Origin of the sequence: Streptomyces sp. NPDC048718 (genome assembly GCF_043198875.1) — a bacterium.
GTDB lineage: Bacteria > Actinomycetota > Actinomycetes > Streptomycetales > Streptomycetaceae > Streptomyces.
In genome coordinates this window covers 544838-563535 of sequence record NZ_JBICVG010000003.1, presented here as the reverse complement: position 1 = coordinate 563535, position 18698 = coordinate 544838, and the positions used below count along the sequence as shown (strand labels likewise).

Sequence of the window (18698 nt, the reverse complement as noted above, 5' to 3'; positions counted from 1 at the left end):
GGTGGTGCGGTAAGGGGCGGGAGCGGCAGGCGGTACGGGGCCTCGCGGCGCCCTCGTGCGACGGTGCCCGGGGCCGGTCGTGGCCCCGGGCACCGCTGGGTGTGTGCCGCATGACCGCCCGCGCGTGCGGGCGGCGTCGCGTCGTGGCTCGTCGCTACAGGGTGGCCGCGGCCGCCTTGATGGCGGCGGCGAAGGTGGACACCTCGCTGTAGACGCCGGGGTAGTTGGGCCGGGCGCAGCCCTGGCCCCAGCTCACGATGCCGACCTGGATCCAGGCGCCGGTGTCGTCCTTGCGGAACATCGGGCCGCCGGAGTCGCCCTGGCAGGTGTCGGTACCGCCCTGCGGGTAGCCGGCGCAGATCTCGTCGCTGGGCACGAGGTCGCTGCCGTACGCCGCCTGGCAGGCGGCGTCGGAGACGAACGGGACGGTCGCCTTGAGCAGGTAGCGCTGCTGCGCGCCGCCCTCGCTGGCGGCGCCCCAGCCGGCGATGGTGAAGGTGCCGTTGTTGTAGGCGGTGGTCTCGGCGAGCTTCAGGTTGGCCAGGCCGCTGATGGGCGAGGCGAGCTTGATGAGGGCCCAGTCCTTGCCCATGCCGTTGTAGCCGGGAGCGCGGTAGACCTTGGTGGAGCGGACGTTGATGGCGCTGCTGGACTGGAGGTCGACGACGCCGGCGGTGGCGGTGATGCTGGTGTTGTTGCCGGTCGCGCTGACGCAGTGCGCGGCGGTGAGGACGACCTGGGGGCTGATCAGGGAGCCTCCGCAGCCCATGGAGAGCCTGACCATCCAGGGGAACTCGCCCTGGGCGGCGCGGGTGCCGCCGACGACGGGGTTGGGCGCGGCGGTGGCCGTGGTGGGCTGGAGGCTGACGGCGGCGAGAACGACGGCTCCGGTCGCGGCGAGCCTCTGGAGGGCGCGGACCAGTCTGTTCTTCTTCTGCTGCATGCGACTGCCCTTTCGTGGGGGGTTGGCCTTGATGACATGAGCCCGTCAAGGCATGTCCCGGATTATGGACAGCACCCGACAGGAGTCACAAGGTGGCCTTTTCGGCCAGATCGGCGAAGTCCGGGAGGGATCATCCTGAGGCTGGAGAAACAGGAGATATCGGAGGGCCCGGAGAGGCCGGGGAACGGAGCGGGGTGGAGGGAGACAGAGGGGGCGGGAGAGGCAGGGAAGGCGGGAAGAGACGGGAGGAGACGAGACGAGACGGAAGGGGACGGGAGCGGCCCGAGCGGCGGGAGGAAGCGGCGGGATACGGAAGGGGGAGGGGAACGGAGCGGGGGCGCGGGGGGAGGATGGGGCGATCGGGTGACAAGGGCCGGGGAACGCCGGGTCACCGGCCGTACCCTGGACGGCAGGGGGTGGTCCGGCGTGCCGAACGTGCCGCACAGCGAAGCAGTCTCCCGCGTCGAGCACGGGTTCCCGCATCTCGACACGGTCCGATCGTCGATCACGGCCCTCTACCGGCGCCTCTCCCCCGACGGTGTGCGCCGTTACGAGTCGAGCGTCCCGGCCTCGGAGGTGGCGGTCGGCACGGCCGAGGATCCGCACACCGGCGCCGCCCGCGCCGCCCGCGCGCTCGTACAGCATCTGCGACTCCCGGACGCCCCCACCCTGGTGACCTTCCATTCGATGGAGCACGCGGCGAGCGTCGACCCGGCCGCGGGCACCGTGTACGCCGTCGAACTGAACGAACGCTTCCGCACCCACCGCACCGACATCGGCGCCGCGCTCGCCCACGAGATGACCCATGTGCTGCTGCACCGGCTCGGGCTCTCGTTCCCGACGACCGCCGAGAACGAGATCCTCACCGATGTCGTCACCACCTACCTCGGCGCGGGCTGGCTGCTGCTCGACGCGTTCCGGCAGGACGGCATGTCCAGCCAGAAGCTCGGCTATCTGACGCCGGAGGAGTTCGGTTACGTCCTCGCCAAACGCGCCGGGGTGTTCGGCGAGGACCCCTCCCCCTGGTTCACCAGCGCGGTGGCGTACGACGCGTGGGTACGGGGCCGGGCCGAGGCGGCGCGCGACTGGCGGCGGGCACCACTGGCGGGCGCGGGGTGGGCCGCCCGCCGCCGCGCCCGGGCCGCCGGGGACCGGGTCTTCCCCTGTCCCGTCTGCGCGCAGCGACTGCGGGTCCCGGACGGCGGCGCGGACGCCGGACACGGCACCGGTCATGGCAGTGGACACGGTGGCGGACATGGCGGACGCGACGTCAGGGCCCGGTGCGGGGTGTGCCGTACGGTCCTGGAGTGCGCGCTCTGAGCCGGTCCCGTCCCGGGTGCGAAGGCCCTTGATCGACGCGAGGGCGCCGGGCTCGTCGTACGGTCACACAGTCGTACGGGACTCGCCTGCCCGGGCGGGACAGCCCCGCGAGAGACCGCCTCGCGCACCCCAGGACCGGCCCGGCCTCCGTACGGCAGCACGGGCCGGTGAACCCGCCGGTCCGAGAGATCTCCCGGGCCGCATCCCGAGTGCGACGCCGCTCCGGCGTGGGCCAGAATCGGCGCATGAACACGCTGTTCGACGCATTGACCGCCGGGGACGACGCGGTCGTCCGGGCCTTGCGGGCGGGTGCCGATCCCGAGGGCAGGTCCGACGAGGGCGAGACGCCGCTGTACGCGGCGGCCGTCCACAACCGGCCCGGCACCGCACGGCTGTTGCTGGCCGCCGGTGCCGACCCGGGGCGCGCGAGCGGCGAGGACTCCGTCGATCTGCCGCTGTGCGGAGCGGCGTGCGGCGGGCACACCGAGGTCGTCCGGGCACTGCTCGCGGCGGGCGCGGCGCCCGACCAGGAGGAGGAGTTCGGATACACGGCCCTGGCCTGGGCGGCTCGGCTCGGGCACACGGAGGTGGCGCGGGAGCTGCTGACGGCCGGCGCCGACCCCGGTCGGCCGGGTCCGGACGGGCTCGACCCGCTGACGGCCGCCGCCCGGCGCGGCTCGTCGTCCCTGGTGCGGACGTTGCTCGAACACGGCGCGAGCCGGGACCGGGAGGCGGTGGCCCGGGCGCTGGCCGAGGCGCGGCGGTGGATCGGTGTCGACATGGCGGCGGAACTGCGGCGCGGGCTCGTTCAGGGCCGGGGCGGGGGCGCCCAGGACACCTACGAGGCGGTGGTGCGGCGGGTGCCCGAGGACGGTGGGATCACGGTGGTCGTCGAGCTGCTGCGGGAGGACGGGGCGCCGGGCAGCGGCGACGAGCGGCAGACTGGGCACGCGGCGATCGCCACGCTGCTGGAGGGCGCGCTGGGGCTGCCGGCCGTACCGGAGGAGCTGGCCGGGCGGGCGCTGCGATGCGGTGATCCGGAGCAGGAGGACTGGACCACGGCCGCGACCGCGCTCGTGGAGCGGGCCGGGGCGCCGGACGTGCTGGCCGCCGCCGGCGCCTGGTGCGCGGATCCGGATCCGCTGCGCCGTGCGTTCGGGGCCCGGGTGCTGGGTGAGCTCGCCGCGGGGCCGGGGGGCGCCGGGGACGCGGTGGAGGTGCTGCGCGCGCTGGCGGCGGGGTGCGCGCGGGCGTACCGGTCGGCGGATCCGCGGGCCCTCGGGGCGCGGGAGCCCGCGCTGTCCACGGTGGTGGCGCTCGGGCGGCTGGCGGATCCGGCGGCCGTTCCGGAGCTGCTGGAGCTCGCCGGGCATCCCGATCCGCAGGTGCGGCAGCAGGTGGGCGCGGCGCTCGCGGGGTTGGTGCCCGCCGGGGACACGGTGGCGACCGGGGTGCTGGTGCGGCTCGCCCGCGATCCGGTGGCGCGGGTACGGGACTGGGCGACGCTCGCGCTCGCCGAACTCCCCGACGACACGGCCGTGGTGCGGGACGCGCTCGCGGCGCGGCTCGCCGACCCGGATCCGGAGACGGCCGCCGAGGCGGCGCGTGGGCTGGCGATCCGTCAGGATCCGCGCGCTATCGAGGTGTTGGCGGCGATTCTCGCGGACGGTGACCCCGAGGGACCGGCTCGCGAGACGGCGCTGGCGGCCCTCGAACACCTCGCGGACCCGCGGGTCCGGACCCGTCTGGAGTGGACCGTGCCGCGCGGCCGGTGAGCCGCCGCCGACTGCCCCTCCCCTCGATCCGTGTCGCCTGCGGCTCGAACCGTGTTGTTTCCGGCGGCCGGTGACAAGTCGGCGGGCTCGTGTCCGGCAGACCTTGTGTACATGACATGCACACGCCATCATGAGCTTCGCGGAAAGAATCTACCCGCATAGATCGCCTACGAGACCCGGGATTCCACCCCCCTTCCGGGTCTGCTTCGACACCCCTCGCACCACCCCGCCGACCGGGCGGACGCCCCCACGCACACGCGCACACCCGCACCCCCCACCCGCACGCCCCCCCCGACCGCTCCCACCCTGGAGGATCGAGCCGTGAGATCTCGTCCCACCCGACGCCCCCGCACCCTCGCCGCGACCGCGGCGACCCTGGTCGCGCTCTGCGCGGCCCAGACCCTGTCCGTGGCCTCCGCCGCCACCGCGGCTCCCGCCCCGGCCCCGTCCCACGACCGGGTGGCGGGTGCGGCCTCGGCCCACTCCCGTACCGCCACCCGGGCCGCCGTCACCTCGGCCCAGGACCGGGCGGCGAAGGCCGTCGCACGCTCGCTCGGCGACGCGGCCTGGAACAAGAGCCTGCGCGCGGCCGCGCTGAAGTCGGGCGAGGTCCCCCTGGCCGCGAAGGCGCCCGGCGCCCTGAAGACCCAACTCGCCGCCGCCGACCGGGACATCGCCCGCGCCAAGGGCCTGGACGCGAAGACGGGTTCGCTGCTGGAGCTGCGCCTCGGCGACGAGTCGATGCGCTCCGCGCTCCGCGCCGGCGAGGAGCCGTGGGTGGCCGCCGCCGTCGCCGACGACGGCCTCACCACCGTCACCGCCTACGACAGCCGGGGCGTCGCCCACCGGCTGGACGCCGCCAAGGCGCCCGCGCGGCCCGTGTACGTCGTCGACGTCGACGGCGAGAAGGCACTGGCGGCCGGTCTGGACGTCATGCGCGAGGAGTTCAACAAGGCGGGCGTTCCCTCCGCCGGGCCCGGGGCCGTGAACACCACGACCACCGCCCCGCAGTCGAAGACGGCCGGCGTGGCCGGCGCGGCGGCGGCCGGGTACTGGAGCACGAAGATCACGGCCGTCCACCTCAAGGACGACAAGGAGCCCTGGATCAAGGGCGGCGCCGAGATCTACAGCCTCGTCAGCGGCTTCGGCCAGGACGGCAAGGTCCGGGTCGACCCGGTGACCATGCCGTACATCAAGGACGACGGCGTCGTCTACTACCCGAACCAGCTCCTGGTCAACTGGTCGAACTACAAGTACAACCTGGCCGACGTCGTGATGATGGAGGAGGACGGCAGCACCAACTACCGCGACCTCGCCAAGGCGATCGCGACCGTCCTGCTCACGATCACCGACCAGGGCGCCTACATCCCGCTGGTGAACGCGATCCTGGACGCCATCCCGGACTCCTGGTGGACCGACGACCCGGACTACGTCGACAGCTGGTACACCCTGGCCAAGCAGAGCAAGGGCACCCTCTACGGCGCCAGCAACAACGGCTACATGACCGTCGAGCCGTACTTCGTCTCGCAGCTCTGACCCCCCGCGCGTCCGCGCCTCGCGCGGATAGGCGGAGGGCGGCAGCGCGCACGGAGACACCCGAACGAGGCCCGCGGAGACAGCAGTTCTCCGCGGGCCCCGTCGTATCCGATCACCGCCCGACCCGCGTCAGGCCCGCGCCAAGCCCCGTCCGGCCGGCGTCAGGCTCCGTACACGGGGCCCGGCGGGGTGGCGGAGGCCAGGAGCTTCAGGGCGGCCTCGCCCGCTTCGGTGGGGGTCCAGCGGGACCCCTTGTCGGCGGTGGGGCCGGAGTGCCAGCCGTCCATGACGGTCAGCCGCCCGCCCTCGGCCTCGAAGACCCGGCCGGTGACCCCGGCCGACGCGGCCGAGCCGAGCCAGACGACCAGCGGCGAGACGTCCTCGGGCGGCGCGGCGAGGTCCGTGAAGGTCCGCTCGGTCATCCGGGTGCGGGCGGCCGGGGCGATGGCGTTGACCTGGACCCCGTAACCGGCCAGTTCGGCCGCCGCGACCAGGGTCAGCCCGACGATCCCGGCCTTGGCGGCGACGTAGTTGGCCTGCCCGACGCTCCCCAACAGCCCCGCCCCGGAAGTGGTGTTGACGACCCGGCCCACGACGGGCCGGCCCTCCTTGGCTTCGGTGCGCCAGTACGCGGCCGCGTGCCGCAGGGGCAGGAAGTGGCCCTTCACATGGACGCGCAGCACCGCGTCGAAGTCGGTCTCGGTGAGGTTGACGAGCATCCGGTCCCGCAGGAAGCCGGCGTTGTTGACGAGGGTGTCGAGCCGCCCGTATGTCTCCAGCGCGATCCGCACCAGGGACGACGCGCCCTGCTCGCTCGCGATGTCGCCGCCGTGCGCGACGGCCTCGCCGCCCGACGCCCGGATCTCGGCGACCACGCCGGCCGCCGCTTCGCCGCCCGAGCCCCGGCCGTCGAGGCCGACGTCCAGGTCGTTGACGACGACCTTCGCGCCCTCCGCGGCGAAGGCCAGGGCGTGGGCGCGGCCGAGGCCGCGGCCGGCACCGGTCACGATCACCACGCGTTCGTCGCACAGACCCATGGTCAGTTCTCCTTGTCCGTTCGGGTGTTGACGGTCGCCGCAGCCAGGAAGGCGGGTCGTTCGCCGCCCCCGTGCAGCAGCAGCGAGGCGCCGGAGACGTAGGCCGCCCGGTCGGAGGCGAGGAAGACGGCGGCCTCGCCGGCGTCGGACGGTTCGGCGAGCCGGCCGAGCGGGATGGTGCGCCCGATGGCCGTGAGGCCGTCGGCGTCGCCGTAGTGCAGGTGGGACAGTTCGGTACGGACCATGCCCAGGACGAGGGTGTTCACGCGGACTTCGGGCGCCCATTCCACGGCCATCGAGCGGGCCAGGTGCTCCAGACCGGCCTTCGCGGCACCGTAGGCGGCGGTGCCGGGCGAGGGACGGGCGCCGCTGACGCTGCCGATCATGACGACGGAGCCTCGGGCGGCACGCAGCAGAGGGTACCCGGCGAGGGACGCGGCGAGCGGGGCGATCAGGTTCAACTCGACGACACGGGCGTGCCGTTCGACATCGCCGCGTCCGGTACCGCCGAGCCCCGCACCGTTCCGTTCGGCGTCGGCCCGTCCGGTATCGGCCCGTCCGGTATCGGCCCGTTCGGTATCGGCCCGTTCGCCGAGGAGGCGGTACGGGGTGCCGCCCGCGTTGTTGACGAGGGTGTCGAGCCGCCCGTACCGCTCGGCGACGCGGGCGAACAGGCCGGTCACCTCGTCCGGCCGCCGCAGGTCGACGGGGTGGTACGCGGCCTCGCGACCGGAAGCCGCGACCGGCGCGTCCGGGGGGCGGCGGGCGCAGACGACGACCTCGGCGCCGGCTCGCAGGAAGGCCCGGGCGATTCCGGCGCCGACGCCCCGGGTGCCGCCGGTGACGACGGCGACCCTCCCCTCCAGCTCCATCGGCTGCTACCTTCCTCCCAGAGTTACCTAACAAACGTTTGGTGGAAAGGTAGCTGATCCGCTCATGGGTGTCTCCACCTCTCGCCCGGAACCGGGCATCACCGTCGTCACCGTCGACTTCCCACCCGTCAACGCCCTTCCCGTACGCGGCTGGTACGACCTCGCCGACGCCGTCCGCGCCGCCGGGCGGGATCCGGGGACCCGCTGTGTCGTGCTCGCCGCCGAGGGGCGCGGCTTCAACGCGGGCGTCGACATCAAGGAGTTGCGGCGCGACCCGGGCCATGACGCGCTCATCGGCGTCAACCACGGCTGCGCGGCGGCCTTCGCCGCCGTCTACGACTGCGAGGTGCCGGTGGTCGCGGCGGTGGGCGGCTTCTGCCTGGGCGGCGGTGTCGGGCTCGCCGGCAACGCCGACGCGATCGTGGCCGCCGAGGACGCGGTCTTCGGACTGCCGGAACTCGACCGGGGCGCGCTCGGCGCCGCCACCCATCTCGCTCGTCTCGTCCCCCAGCATCTGACGCGCGCGCTCTACTACACCGCGCGCACCGTCACCGCGCACGAGCTGCACGCCCACGGATCGGTCTGGCGAGTGGTCCCGCGCAGGGAACTCCTGGCTTCCGCACTGGAGTTGGCGGGCGAGATAGCGGCGAAGGACGGCACGCTGCTCCGGCTGGCCAAGGCCGCCCTGAACGGCATCGATCCGGTCGACGTCCGCCGCAGCTACCGCTTCGAGCAGGGCTTCACCTTCGAGGCCAACCTGAACGGCGTCGCCGGCCGGGTCCGCGACACGTTCGGCTCCTTTGACGCGAAGGAGGCGCGGTCATGAGCGGCGGGACCGAAGAGATCGACAGGCCCGGTGCCCCCGGCGGTCCGGACAAGGTGCTCACGCCCGACGAGGTCGCGGGCCGGCTGCGGTCCGGGATGACGGTCGGGATCGGCGGCTGGGGCTCCCGGCGCAAGCCGATGGCGCTGGTGAGAGCGGTGCTCCGGGCCGGGATCGGTGATCTGACGGTGGTGTCGTACGGCGGTCCCGACGTCGGCATGCTCGCCGCCGCAGGACGGATCCGCCGGCTCGTCGCCCCCTTCGCCACCCTCGACTCGATCCCCCTCGAACCCCATTTCCGGGCCGCCCGTGAACACGGCACCCTCGAACTGACCGAGCTGGACGAGGCGATGTTCATGTGGGGCCTGCACGCGGCCGCCAACCGGCTGCCGTTCCTGCCGGTGCGCGCGGGCCTCGGCTCCGATGTGATGCGGGTAAACCCCGGGCTGCGGACGGTGCGTTCGCCGTACGAGGACGGCGAGGAGTTCGTCGCCGTGCCCGCGCTGCGCCTCGACGCGGCGCTCGTCCATCTGGACCGCGCCGACCGCCGGGGCAACGGCCAGTACCTCGGGCCCGATCCGTACTTCGACGACCTGTTCTGCGAGGCCGCCGACACCGCGTACGTCTCCTGCGAACGGCTGGTCGACGGCTTCGGGCCGGACACCGTCCCGCAGACCCTGCTGGTCTCCCGGCACACCGTCACCGGGGTCACCGAGGCCCCGAACGGGGCGCACTTCACCTCGGCGGCCCCCGACCACGGGCGCGACGAGGCGTTCCAGAAGCTGTACGCGACCACGCCCTGGCCCGCGTTCGCCGCACGCTTCCTGTCCGGCAAGAGCGAGGACGACTACCAGGCCGCCGTCCGCGCCTGGCACGAGGAACGGAGCGCGAGTGACGCGCGCGAGGAGGGACGGACATGACGACAGCGGACAGCGGCCCGGCGACCCCCGCCGCCGAGACCATCCCTACCGCCGAAGCCGCCCCTTCCGTCGAAGCCGCGCCTGCCACCCGGGCCGAGGTCTGCGTGGTGGCCTGCGCCGAGGCGTGGCGGGGCGACGGGGAGATCCTGGCCAGCCCGATGGGTCTCGTCCCGGCCCTCGGGGCCGCTCTCGCCCGGCGGACCTTCGCCCCCGAGCTGCTGCTCACCGACGGCGAGGCGCTCCTGGTCGGCCTCGACGGGCGCCCCGAGGGCTGGCTGCCGTACCGCAGGCATCTGGCCCTGGTGACCGGCGGCCGGCGGCACGTGATGATGGGCGCGAGCCAGATCGACCGGTACGGCAACCAGAACATCTCCTGCGTCGGCGACTGGCACCGGCCGACCCGCCAACTCCTCGGCGTACGCGGAGCCCCCGTCAACACGCTGAATCATCCGGTGAGTTACTGGATTCCCCGGCATTCGCTGCGGGTGTTCGTCGAGCGCGTCGACATGATCAGCGGTGTCGGCTACGACCACGCCACGGGCCCGTACCACCATCTCCCCCGGGTCGTCACCGATCTGGCCGTGCTCGACTTCGCGACGCCCGACCACCGGATGCGACTCGCGTCCACCCACCCGGGCGTCACCGTGGCCGAGGTGCGGGCCGCGACCGGCTTCGACCTCGCCGTCGACGGCCCCGACGAGGAGGTACCGGTGACGCGCGCACCGAGCCCCGCCGAACTGCGGCTGATCCGCGAGATCCTCGACCCCGGCGGGCGGCGCGAGCGCGAGGTGGGACCCCGGTGAGAACGGCGCTGACCGAACTGACCGGCGTACGGCACCCGATCGTGCAGACCGGCATGGGCTGGGTCGCCGGGCCCCGGCTGGTGTCGGCCACCGCGAACGCCGGCGCCCTCGGCATCCTCGCCTCCGCCACCATGAGCACCGAACGGCTCCGGGCCGCCGTACGGGAGGTGAGGTCCCGCACCGACCAGCCGTTCGGGGTCAATCTGCGGGCGGACGCGGGCGACGCCCGGGAACGGGTCCGGATCATCGTCGAAGAGGGTGTCCGGGTCGCGTCGTTCGCGCTCGCGCCGTCACGGGAGCTGATCGCCGAGCTGAAGGACGCCGGAGTCGTCGTCATCCCGTCGGTCGGGGCCCGCCGGCACGCCGAGAAGGTCGCCGCCTGGGGCGCGGACGCCGTGGTCGTCCAGGGCGGCGAGGGCGGCGGGCACACCGGCGAGGTGGCGACGACGGTCCTGCTGCCGCAGGTGGTGGACGCCGTCGGGATCCCCGTGATCGCGGCGGGCGGCTTCCACGACGGGCGCGGTCTGGTCGCCGCGCTGTCCTACGGGGCGGCGGGCATCGCCATGGGCACCCGCTTCCTCCTCACCTCGGACTCGACCGTCCCCGACGCCGTCAAGGCCCGCTATCTGGCAGCGGCCCCCCGGGACGCCCTCGTCACCACCGCCGTCGACGGACTGCCGCACCGGATGCTGCGCACCGAGATGGTCGACGCACTCGAACGAGCTGGCAGGGTACGGGCGTTGGCACACGCGGTCCGGCGGGCGGCGGTCTTCCGCCGGGTGTCGGGGCTGTCCTGGACGGCGATGGTCCGCGACGGCCGGGCCCTGCGGCACGGCAAGGATCTGTCCTGGAGCCAGGTCCTGCTCGCCGCGAACACCCCGATGCTGCTGAGGGCCGCGCTGGTCGAGGGCCGCACGGATCTGGGGGTGATGGCCTCGGGCCAGGTCGCCGGGGTGATCGAGGATCTGCCGAGCTGCCGGGAGCTGGTGGACCGGATCATGACGGAGGCGGCGGAGGCGCTGCGGACCCTGCCCCGCCCGTAGGGGACGCGGGCCCGTAGGAGGCCGCAAGAGACACGTCCTCCCCGACCCCTAAGGGCCGTAAGGGCCGTAAGGGCCGTAAGGGCCGTAAGGGCCGTAAGGGCCGTAAGGGCCGTAAGGGATGCTCTCCCCTACGGCCCTTGGCTACCCCGAAGGGTCCGAGGGCTACGCCTCGGTGTCCTCCGCGTCACCCGGCTCCTCCGGCCGGTTCCGCACCTCCTCGGCCGGCGCTCCGTTCTCGGTCTCGGCGTCGACCGGTGCGATACGGTCCGAGACGCGTCCCGGGTCCACCATGTTGTCCTCCTGTGAGTTGTGTCCGCGCGGGGTGCGCGGGGTGTTCACCGGGAACCGGTCGGTTCCCGGCAGGTTCACGAGGTGCGGCGCGGCTGCTCGTTCGACATCGTGAACAGCAGATGGTCGGCGTGGGTGCCGCGCTCCTCTATGTACTGGTTCTCCCGGCCCCACTCTTCGAAGCCCACCCGTCGCAGGAGCCTCGCGGACGCCGTGTTGCGGGTGTCGCAGGCGGCGGTGATCCGCCGGACGCCCAGGGTGAAGAGCCGGTCGGCCACCGCCGCCATCGCCTCGGTGGCATAGCCGTGCTGCCGCACGTCCGGGGCGAGCGTGATGCCCATCGCCGCCTGGCCACCACCGGCTTCGATCGCGACGGCGAGGTCGCCGATCAGGCCGGGGCGCCGGTGGCGCTCGATCGCGTACTGGAAGAAGCCCGGCACCTCGGGATTCTCCGCGCGGTAGCCCGCGACGATCTTCTCGGCCTCCGCCCGGCCGATCGGCGAGCGCCAGGTCTGGTAGCGGGCGACCGACGGATCGGAGCGATACCGGGCCAGGGCGGGCGCGTCGTCGACGCGGAAGCGGCGCAGCCGGAGGCGGCGCGTCACGATGTCGGTCATCGCCGGTCCCCGTCGTACGGCCGGGTTAGACGCAGCCCATGGTGCTGCCACTGCATCCCTTGGGCGCCGTCCCCGCGGGGGCGGGCTCCGTGGTCGTGGCGTGAGCGGACACGGCCGGCACGACCACGGCGCCGATCACCAGGGCCGCCGCCCCGCCGATCATGACTCGAAGAACTGCCTGCCTGAGCACGAGGGCCTCCAGGGTCGTCGCGAAGAGAACGTCGACTCTCAGTAAGCCGTCCCCCGATCACCTATCGGTCGACAACCGATATACGGCCCCGTAAGACCCGTATATCGGGTACAGCCCGTAAGGGATCCGCCCTACAGCCGTTCGATGATCGTCACATTGGCCTGGCCGCCGCCCTCGCACATCGTCTGGAGGCCGTAACGGCCGCCGGTGCGTTCCAGTTCGCTCAGCAGGGTCGTCATCAGCCGGACGCCGGTGGCGCCGAGGGGGTGGCCGAGGGCGATGGCGCCGCCGTTGACGTTGACGCGATCCGGGTCGGCTCCGGTCTCCTTGAGCCAGGCGAGGACGACCGGAGCGAACGCCTCGTTGATCTCGACCAGGTCGATGGCGTCCATCGTCAGCCCGGTCTTCTTCAGGGCGTGCGCGGTCGCCGGTATCGGCGCGGACAGCATCCGGATCGGGTCCTCGCCGCGTACGGAGAGGTGGTGGATCCGGGCCCGGGGCGTCAACCCGTGGGTGCGGAGCGCCCGTTCGCTCGCGAGCAGCATCGCGGCGGCTCCGTCGGAGATCTGGGAGGAGCAGGCGGCGGTGATGGTGCCGCCCTCGACGACCGGCGCGAGGCCCGCCATCTTGGCGAGGCTGGTGTCCCTGCGCGGCCCCTCGTCGGCGGTGACCTGCCCGTACGGGACGATCTCGCGCGCGAACCGGCCCTCGTCGCTCGCGCGGACCGCCCGCCGGTGCGAGCGCAGGGCGAACTCTTCCTGGTCGCGGCGGGTGATGTGCCAGGTGGCGGCGATCAGTTCGGCGCCGTGGAACTGATCGACGGGCACGTTCCCGTATCGCGCGCGCCAGCCCTCGGATCCGGCGTACGGGCCCTCGGTGAGGCCCAGCGGTGCGGCGGCCCGCCGGGAGGCGAAGGCGATCGGGATCATCGTCATGTTCTGGGTGCCGCCCGCGACGACCAGGTCCTGGGTGCCGGACAGGATGCCCTGGGCGGCGAAGTGCACGGCCTGCTGGGAGGAGCCGCACTGGCGGTCGACGGTGACGCCGGGGACCTCCTCGGGCAGTCCGGCGGCCAGCCAGGAGGTGCGGGCGATGTCGCCCGCCTGCGGGCCGACGGTGTCGAGGCAGCCGAAGACGACGTCCTCGACGGCGGCCGGGTCGATGCCGGTGCGCCGGACCAGGGCGGTCAGGACGTGGGCGCCGAGGTCGGCCGGGTGGACCGCGCCGAGACCGCCCCTGCGGCGGCCCACCGGGGTGCGAACCGCGTCGACGATGTAGGCCTCGGCCATGACTGTCCCTCCTGTGCCTGGTGGACTGCGGGCGTTGACGGCCCTTGGACGTCCGGTGCACGCGTACACCCAAGGCACGCGTGCAGCCAGGGCACTGGCCACCCCGGGCACTGGCCACCCCGGGCCCTCGGACGTCTAGGGCATGCGTACGGCGATCCCGTCGAGCACCATCGACAGGTACTGGCGGGCGATCTCCTCCGGGCTGTGCTGCCCGCCCGGCCGGTACCAGCTCGCGGCGACCCATACGGTGTCGCGGACGAAGCGGTAGGTGAGGCGGATGTCGAGGTCGGCGCGGAAGACGCCGGCCGCGACACCGCGTTCCAGGGTGCCGAGCCAGGCCTGTTCGAACCTGACCTGGGATTCGACGAGATAGTGGAAGCGGGGCTGGTCGGTGAGGTGACGGGCTTCGCGCTGGTAGATCGCGACGGCGGCGCGGTGCCGGTCGATCTCGCGGAAGGACTCGGTGACGAGGGCCTCGATGGTCTCCCGGGGGCCGAGGCCGGCGGCGAGGACGGTGTCGTAGCCGTCCCACAGTTCGGTGAGGAAGGTGGAGAGAATCTCGTCGAGCATCGATTCCTTGGAATCGAAGTGGTAGTAGAGGCTGCCGGCGAGCAGGCCCGCTGCGTCGGCGATCTGGCGGACGGTGGTGGCGTCGTAGCCCTGGGCGGCGAACACCTCGGCGGCGGTGCCGAGGAGTTCCCCGCGCCGCGCGGGCGGGGTGGGCGTCACCTGCGTCTTCTTCTTGGTGGATGGCACCTGTCCATTCTCGCGCCCCGGCCCGGTCCTCAGGGGTGCCGGCTGCTGACGGAGACCGTCTCGCCGGTCATGTAGGAGGTGTAGTCGCTGGCGAGGAGGACGATGACGTTGGCGACCTCCCAGGGTTCGGCGTGCCGGCCGAACGCCTCGCGCGCGGTGAGCTCCTGGAGGAGTTCGGCGGAGGTGACCTTGACCAGGTGGGGGTGCAGGGCGAGGGAGGGGGCGACGGCGTTGACGCGGACGCCGTACGCGGCGGCCTCGACGGCGGCACAGCGGGTCAGGGCCATCACCCCTGCCTTGGCGGCGGCGTAGTGGGCCTGCCCGGCCTGGGCGCGCCAGCCGACGACGGAGGCGTTGTTGACGATCACGCCGGTGCGCCGAACCCCTTGGGCGCCTTGGGCGTTCTTCGCGTCGCGGAAGTGGCGCAGGGCGGCGCGGGTGCAGCGCATGGTGCCGGTGAGGGTGACGTCGAGGACGCGGTGCCATTGGTCGTCGCTCATGTCGGCGAGTTCGGCGGTGCCGCCGAGACCGGCGTTGTGGACGAGGACGTCGAGGCCGCCGTGGAGCCGCACCGCCGTGTCGAACAGCGCCTGGACCTGGGTCTCGTCGGTGACGTCGCAGAGTTGGGCGGCGACCCGCCCGGCGCCGAACTCGGCGGCGAGGGCGGCCTGCGTCTGCGCGAGGCGCCGGGCGTGGGTGTCGCTGACGAGGACCCGGGCGCCTTCCTCCAGGAGGCGGCGGGCGGTGGCGCCGCCGATGCCGGCTCCGGCGGCGGCGGTGACGACGGCGGTGCGGCCGGTGAGCAGCCCGTGCCCGGGGACGTACGGCGGAGGGGGTGCGGGGGTACGGGGCGGCGCGGCGGCCGGGTTCGGCGTACGGGGAGTGTCCGGCGTACGGGGCGGGTCGGGCGTACGGGGGGTCATGGGCGCGGCTCCTTCGGGAGGCCGAGTACCCGCTCGGCGAGGAGGTTGCGCTGGATCTCGCTGGATCCGGCGTAGATGGTGTCGGCTCGGGAGAAGAGGAACAGCCGCTGCCAGTCGTCGAGTTCGTACGGTGCGGCGGTGGCCAGGGTGGCGGCGGCGCCGCGGATGTCCATGGCGAGTTCGCCGAGGTCGCGGTGCCAGTGGGACCAGGCGAGCTTGGTCAGGGAGGGGTCGGTGCCGCACAGCGCGTGGGCGCGCAGGGTGCGCAGTCCGGCCCAGGCCCGGACGAGCCGGTCGTGGACGAGCGGGTCGGCGGCGGTGCCGTTCGCGCGGGCGAGGGCGGTGAGGGCGTCGAGTTCGCGGCGGAAGCCGACCTGCTGGCCGAGGGTGGAGACGCCGCGTTCGTGGCCGAGGGTGACCATGGCGATCTTCCAGCCGTCGCCGGGGGCTCCGACGACATGGCCGGCCGGGGTGCGGGCGCCGTCGAAGAAGACTTCGTTGAACTCGCTGGTGCCGGTGAGCTGGGTGAGGGGCCGGATGGTGACGCCGGGCTGGTCGAGCGGGACGAGGAGGTAGGACAGTCCGGCGTGGGGGCGGGTGCCGGGGGCGCGGGGTGTGGTGCGGGCGAGGACGAAGCACCACTGGGCGTGGTGGGCGAGCGAGGTCCAGGTCTTCTGGCCGTCCACGATCCACTCGTCGCCGTCGCGGACGGCGCGGGTGCGGACGGCGGCGAGGTCGGAGCCGGCGCCGGGTTCGCTGTAGCCCTGGCACCACAACTCTTCCACCGCTCGGATGCGGGGAAGGAATCGGGCCTTCTGCGCCTCGGTGCCGTGGTCGAGGAGGGTGGGGCCGAGGAGTTGTTCGCCGATGTGGTTGACGCGGGCGGGGGCGTCGGCGAGCGCGTACTCCTCGTGGAACGCGATCTGCCGCGCGAGGTCCGCGCCGCGCCCGCCGTACTCCTCGGGCCAGCCGACGCAGGTCCAGCCGTGGTCGGCCATATGCCGTTCCCAGGCGAGGCGTTCGGCGAACGCCTCGTGCTCCCGGCCGGGGCCGCCGAGGCCCTTCAGGGCGGCGAACTCGCCGGTGAGCCGGGTCTGCAGCCAGTCGCGTATCGCGGCGCGGAACTCCTCGACGCTGCTCATGGCCGTACGTTAACCTACCAAACACTTGTTAGGGAAGGATGTGCAGCCGCCATGCCGGACATTCCCGATCCCCTTCAACCAGCCTGCTCCTTAAGGGAGTTGGTTTGCTGATGGACCTCTCCTACACCGCCGAGGAGGAAGAGTTCCGCGCCGAGGCCCGCGCCTGGCTGCGCGACCACGTACCGGCGGATCCGCTGCCGTCGCTGGAGACCGCGGAAGGGTTCGCCGCCCATCGCGCCTGGGAGGCCGAACTGGCCTCCGGGGGCTGGTCGGTGGTGTCCTGGCCGGAGCGGTACGGGGGCCGGGACGCCGATCTGACGCGCTGGCTGCTCTTCGAGGAGGAGTACTACGCGGCGGGCGCCCCCGGCCGGGTCTCGCAGAACGGCGTCAGCCTGCTCGCCCCCACCCTCTTCGCGTACGGCACCGAGGAGCAGCGGGCCCGGGTGCTGCCGCCCATGGCGACGGGCGGGACGATCTGGGCGCAGGCGTGGTCCGAGCCGGAGGCGGGTTCCGATCTGGCCTCGCTCACCTCGCGCGCGGTGCGTACGGACGGCGGGTGGCTGCTGTCCGGGCAGAAGACCTGGTCGTCACGGGCCGCCTTCGCCGACCGGGCCTTCGGGATCTTCCGCAGCGACCCCGGTCCGGCGGCGGAGGGCCGGCCGCATCGGGGCCTGACGTATCTGGTGTTCGACCTGCGGGCGCCCGGGGTGACCGTACGGCCCATCGGCCGGCTCGACGGCCGCCCGGCCTTCGCCGAACTCTTCCTGGACGAGGTGTTCGTACCGGACGAGGACGTCGTCGGCGCTCCCGGGCAGGGCTGGCGCATCGCGATGTCCGCCACCGGCAACGAGCGCGGGCTCACGCTCCGCTCCCCCGGCCGCTTCCTGGCCACCGCCGACCGGCTCGTACGGCTGTGGCGGGAGCGGTCCGGGGATGCGAAGGGGGCGGGGGAGGCGGACGAGGCGGCAGGGGTCGTGGGGGCGGGCGCGGGCTTGGGCGACCGGGTGGCGGACGCGGTGATCGGAGCGCGCGCGTACCAGTTGTTCACGGCGGCGGGCGCGGCGCGGCTGGCCGAGGGCGCGGATCTCGGCGCGGAGTCGAGCCTGAACAAAGTGTTCTGGTCGGGGCTCGACCTCGCCCTGCACGAGACGGCGCTGGACCTGTTGGGCGAGGAGGGAGAGTGGGCGGATTCACCGTGGGCCGAGGGTTATGTCTTCGCCCTCGCGGGGCCGATCTACGCGGGCACCAACGAGATCCAGCGCGACATCATCGCCGAGCGTCTGCTCGGCCTGCCGAAGGGCCGCCGCTGATGCGTTTCCTGCCGACCGACGAACAGCGCGCCTTCACACGCTCCCTGGACGCGATGCTCACCGCCGCCGGTACGCCGGGCGTGGCACGGGCCTGGGCGGCGGGCGACTCCGCGCCGGCGCGGGAGCTGTGGGCACGGCTCGGCGCGGCCGGGGTGTTCGCGCTCGCGGCCCCCGAAGAGTACGAGGGGGTGGGACCCCTGCCGGTCGAACTCGCCTACGCCTTCGTGGAGTCGGGCCGACATGCGGTACCCGGTCCGCTGGTGGAGTCGGTCGCGGCGACGGTCCTGCTCGCGGAACTCGCCCGACTCGCCGAGCCGGGCGGAGGCGAGGGTGGAGGCGAGGGTGGAGGCGGGGGCGAGGCCGAAGGCGAGAGCGGTGCGACCGGCCCGGCGAAGCGGCTGCTGCCCGGCCTCGTCGCGGGCGAGACCATAGCGACGCTCGTCCTGGCCGCCGAGGGCTCGCCGTACGCGCTGGACGCCGACGCCGCCGATGCCGTCCTGGTCGTCACCGGCCCCTGGGACGAACTGTGGCTCGCGCCGGGGCACGGGGAGGTACGGGTCTCGGCCGATCCGGTGCGGCGCCTGGCCCGGCCCCTGCCCGGGGGCGAACTCCTCGCCACCGGGCCGGCGGTGCGCGCGGCGGCGCGGCGGGCCCGCGACTGGGCGCTGCTCGCGACGGCCGCGCAGTCGCTGGGCGTGGGGCTCGCGCTGCTCGACCGGACGGTGGCATACGCCCGGCAGCGCACCCAGTTCGGTGCCCCGATCGGCTCGTTCCAGGCGGTCAAGCACCGGCTCGCGGACACCTTGATCGGCCTGGAGTTCGCCCGCCCGCTCCTCTTCGGGGCCGCACTCACCTTCGCGAGCGGCGATCTCGCCGCGGCCAAGGTCGCGACCGGCGAAGCCGCGTACGCGGCGGCCCGCACCGCCCTCCAGGTCCACGGCGCCCTCGGCTACACCGACGAACTCGACCTCTCCCTCTGGCTCCGCAAGGCCCGCCCCCTTCGCGATGCCTGGGGCACCCCGTCCTGGTGCCGCGCCCGGGTCCTCGCCGCCCATCGTTCGGCGAGCGCCGAACCGTCCGGCCTCTAGCGTGCGAAGTCCCCGCGGAAGAC

At 73.6% G+C, this 18698-nt stretch carries 19 protein-coding genes; 9 read left to right on the top strand and 10 right to left on the bottom strand.

Annotated elements, in window-relative coordinates; all coding sequences use genetic code 11:
* Positions 1-154 precede the first annotated feature (154 nt).
* On the bottom strand, positions 155-943 hold the full coding sequence (locus ACGFRB_RS08195; RefSeq protein ID WP_363011796.1) for a serine protease: 789 nt from the start codon (positions 941-943) through the stop codon (positions 155-157).
* Between the two features lie 435 nt (positions 944-1378).
* Between ACGFRB_RS08195 and ACGFRB_RS08190 the strand changes: the two genes are divergently transcribed.
* From ACGFRB_RS08190 to ACGFRB_RS08180, 3 genes are all read left to right on the top strand, one after another.
* Entirely contained in the window at positions 1379-2263 is an 885-nt protein-coding gene (locus ACGFRB_RS08190; protein WP_393240618.1) for a hypothetical protein, read from the top strand.
* 245 nt (positions 2264-2508) lie between these two features.
* Positions 2509-4038: an ankyrin repeat domain-containing protein gene (locus ACGFRB_RS08185; RefSeq protein WP_393240487.1), complete on the top strand. Its 1530-nt coding sequence runs from the start codon at positions 2509-2511 to the stop codon at positions 4036-4038.
* 321 nt (positions 4039-4359) lie between these two features.
* Positions 4360-5574, top strand: a complete 1215-nt coding sequence (locus ACGFRB_RS08180; RefSeq protein WP_393240484.1) for a DUF3103 family protein — start codon at positions 4360-4362, stop codon at positions 5572-5574.
* Positions 5575-5735: 161 nt separating this feature from the next.
* Here the strand turns inward: ACGFRB_RS08180 and ACGFRB_RS08175 are convergent, their stop codons facing one another.
* Both ACGFRB_RS08175 and ACGFRB_RS08170 read right to left on the bottom strand, forming a co-directional pair.
* On the bottom strand, positions 5736-6611 hold the full coding sequence (locus tag ACGFRB_RS08175) for an SDR family oxidoreductase (protein ID WP_363011804.1): 876 nt from the start codon (positions 6609-6611) through the stop codon (positions 5736-5738).
* Positions 6612-6613: 2 nt separating this feature from the next.
* A complete protein-coding gene (locus tag ACGFRB_RS08170; protein WP_393240481.1) occupies positions 6614-7483 on the bottom strand; it encodes an SDR family oxidoreductase in 870 nt (289 codons plus the stop codon).
* 64 nt (positions 7484-7547) lie between these two features.
* Here ACGFRB_RS08170 and ACGFRB_RS08165 point away from each other — a divergent pair, with 64 nt between their 5' ends.
* The 4 genes from ACGFRB_RS08165 to ACGFRB_RS08150 are packed head-to-tail and all read left to right on the top strand — an operon-like array spanning position 7548 to position 11072.
* Positions 7548-8309 carry an enoyl-CoA hydratase family protein gene (locus tag ACGFRB_RS08165; RefSeq protein ID WP_393240478.1) on the top strand — a complete coding sequence of 254 codons (762 nt, stop codon included), beginning with the start codon at positions 7548-7550 and terminating at the stop codon, positions 8307-8309.
* The gene (locus tag ACGFRB_RS08160) at positions 8306-9226 is read left to right on the top strand and encodes a CoA transferase subunit A (RefSeq protein WP_393240476.1); all 921 of its coding nucleotides are present in this window, start codon (positions 8306-8308) and stop codon (positions 9224-9226) included. Before ACGFRB_RS08165 ends, ACGFRB_RS08160 begins: the two co-directional genes overlap by 4 nt.
* A complete protein-coding gene (locus tag ACGFRB_RS08155; RefSeq protein ID WP_393240473.1) occupies positions 9223-10029 on the top strand; it encodes a CoA-transferase subunit beta in 807 nt (268 codons plus the stop codon). The genes ACGFRB_RS08160 and ACGFRB_RS08155 overlap by 4 nt, the downstream gene beginning before the upstream one ends.
* Complete coding sequence (locus tag ACGFRB_RS08150) at positions 10026-11072, top strand: NAD(P)H-dependent flavin oxidoreductase (protein ID WP_393240470.1); 1047 nt, start codon at positions 10026-10028, stop codon at positions 11070-11072. Before ACGFRB_RS08155 ends, ACGFRB_RS08150 begins: the two co-directional genes overlap by 4 nt.
* Before the next feature lie 162 nt (positions 11073-11234).
* On the opposite strand, the gene ACGFRB_RS08145 is transcribed toward ACGFRB_RS08150, so the two are convergent.
* The 7 genes from ACGFRB_RS08145 to ACGFRB_RS08115 all read right to left on the bottom strand — a co-directional run bounded on the left by ACGFRB_RS08145 (position 11235) and on the right by ACGFRB_RS08115 (position 16277).
* Complete coding sequence (locus ACGFRB_RS08145; RefSeq protein ID WP_393240467.1) at positions 11235-11363, bottom strand: hypothetical protein; 129 nt, start codon at positions 11361-11363, stop codon at positions 11235-11237.
* Positions 11364-11437: 74 nt separating this feature from the next.
* Entirely contained in the window at positions 11438-11977 is a 540-nt protein-coding gene (locus tag ACGFRB_RS08140; protein WP_393240464.1) for a GNAT family N-acetyltransferase, read from the bottom strand.
* 25 nt (positions 11978-12002) lie between these two features.
* Positions 12003-12167 carry a hypothetical protein gene (locus tag ACGFRB_RS08135; RefSeq protein WP_393240460.1) on the bottom strand — a complete coding sequence of 55 codons (165 nt, stop codon included), beginning with the start codon at positions 12165-12167 and terminating at the stop codon, positions 12003-12005.
* Positions 12168-12298: 131 nt separating this feature from the next.
* Positions 12299-13456: an acetyl-CoA C-acetyltransferase gene (locus tag ACGFRB_RS08130; RefSeq protein ID WP_393240457.1), complete on the bottom strand. Its 1158-nt coding sequence runs from the start codon at positions 13454-13456 to the stop codon at positions 12299-12301.
* Positions 13457-13591: 135 nt separating this feature from the next.
* Positions 13592-14212, bottom strand: a complete 621-nt coding sequence (locus tag ACGFRB_RS08125; protein ID WP_393240455.1) for a TetR/AcrR family transcriptional regulator — start codon at positions 14210-14212, stop codon at positions 13592-13594.
* Between the two features lie 29 nt (positions 14213-14241).
* Positions 14242-15135 carry an SDR family oxidoreductase gene (locus ACGFRB_RS08120; RefSeq protein ID WP_393240452.1) on the bottom strand — a complete coding sequence of 298 codons (894 nt, stop codon included), beginning with the start codon at positions 15133-15135 and terminating at the stop codon, positions 14242-14244.
* A complete protein-coding gene (locus ACGFRB_RS08115) occupies positions 15132-16277 on the bottom strand; it encodes an acyl-CoA dehydrogenase family protein (protein WP_393240450.1) in 1146 nt (381 codons plus the stop codon). Before ACGFRB_RS08115 ends, ACGFRB_RS08120 begins: the two co-directional genes overlap by 4 nt.
* A 110-nt stretch (positions 16278-16387) precedes the next feature.
* On the opposite strand from ACGFRB_RS08115, the gene ACGFRB_RS08110 reads away from it, so the two are divergent.
* Entirely contained in the window at positions 16388-17587 is a 1200-nt protein-coding gene (locus ACGFRB_RS08110) for an acyl-CoA dehydrogenase family protein (protein ID WP_393240447.1), read from the top strand.
* Positions 17587-18675 (top strand): acyl-CoA dehydrogenase family protein, encoded by a 1089-nt coding sequence (locus ACGFRB_RS08105; protein ID WP_393240444.1) that lies wholly within the window; start codon positions 17587-17589, stop codon positions 18673-18675. Before ACGFRB_RS08110 ends, ACGFRB_RS08105 begins: the two co-directional genes overlap by 1 nt.
* Positions 18676-18698 lie beyond the last annotated feature (23 nt).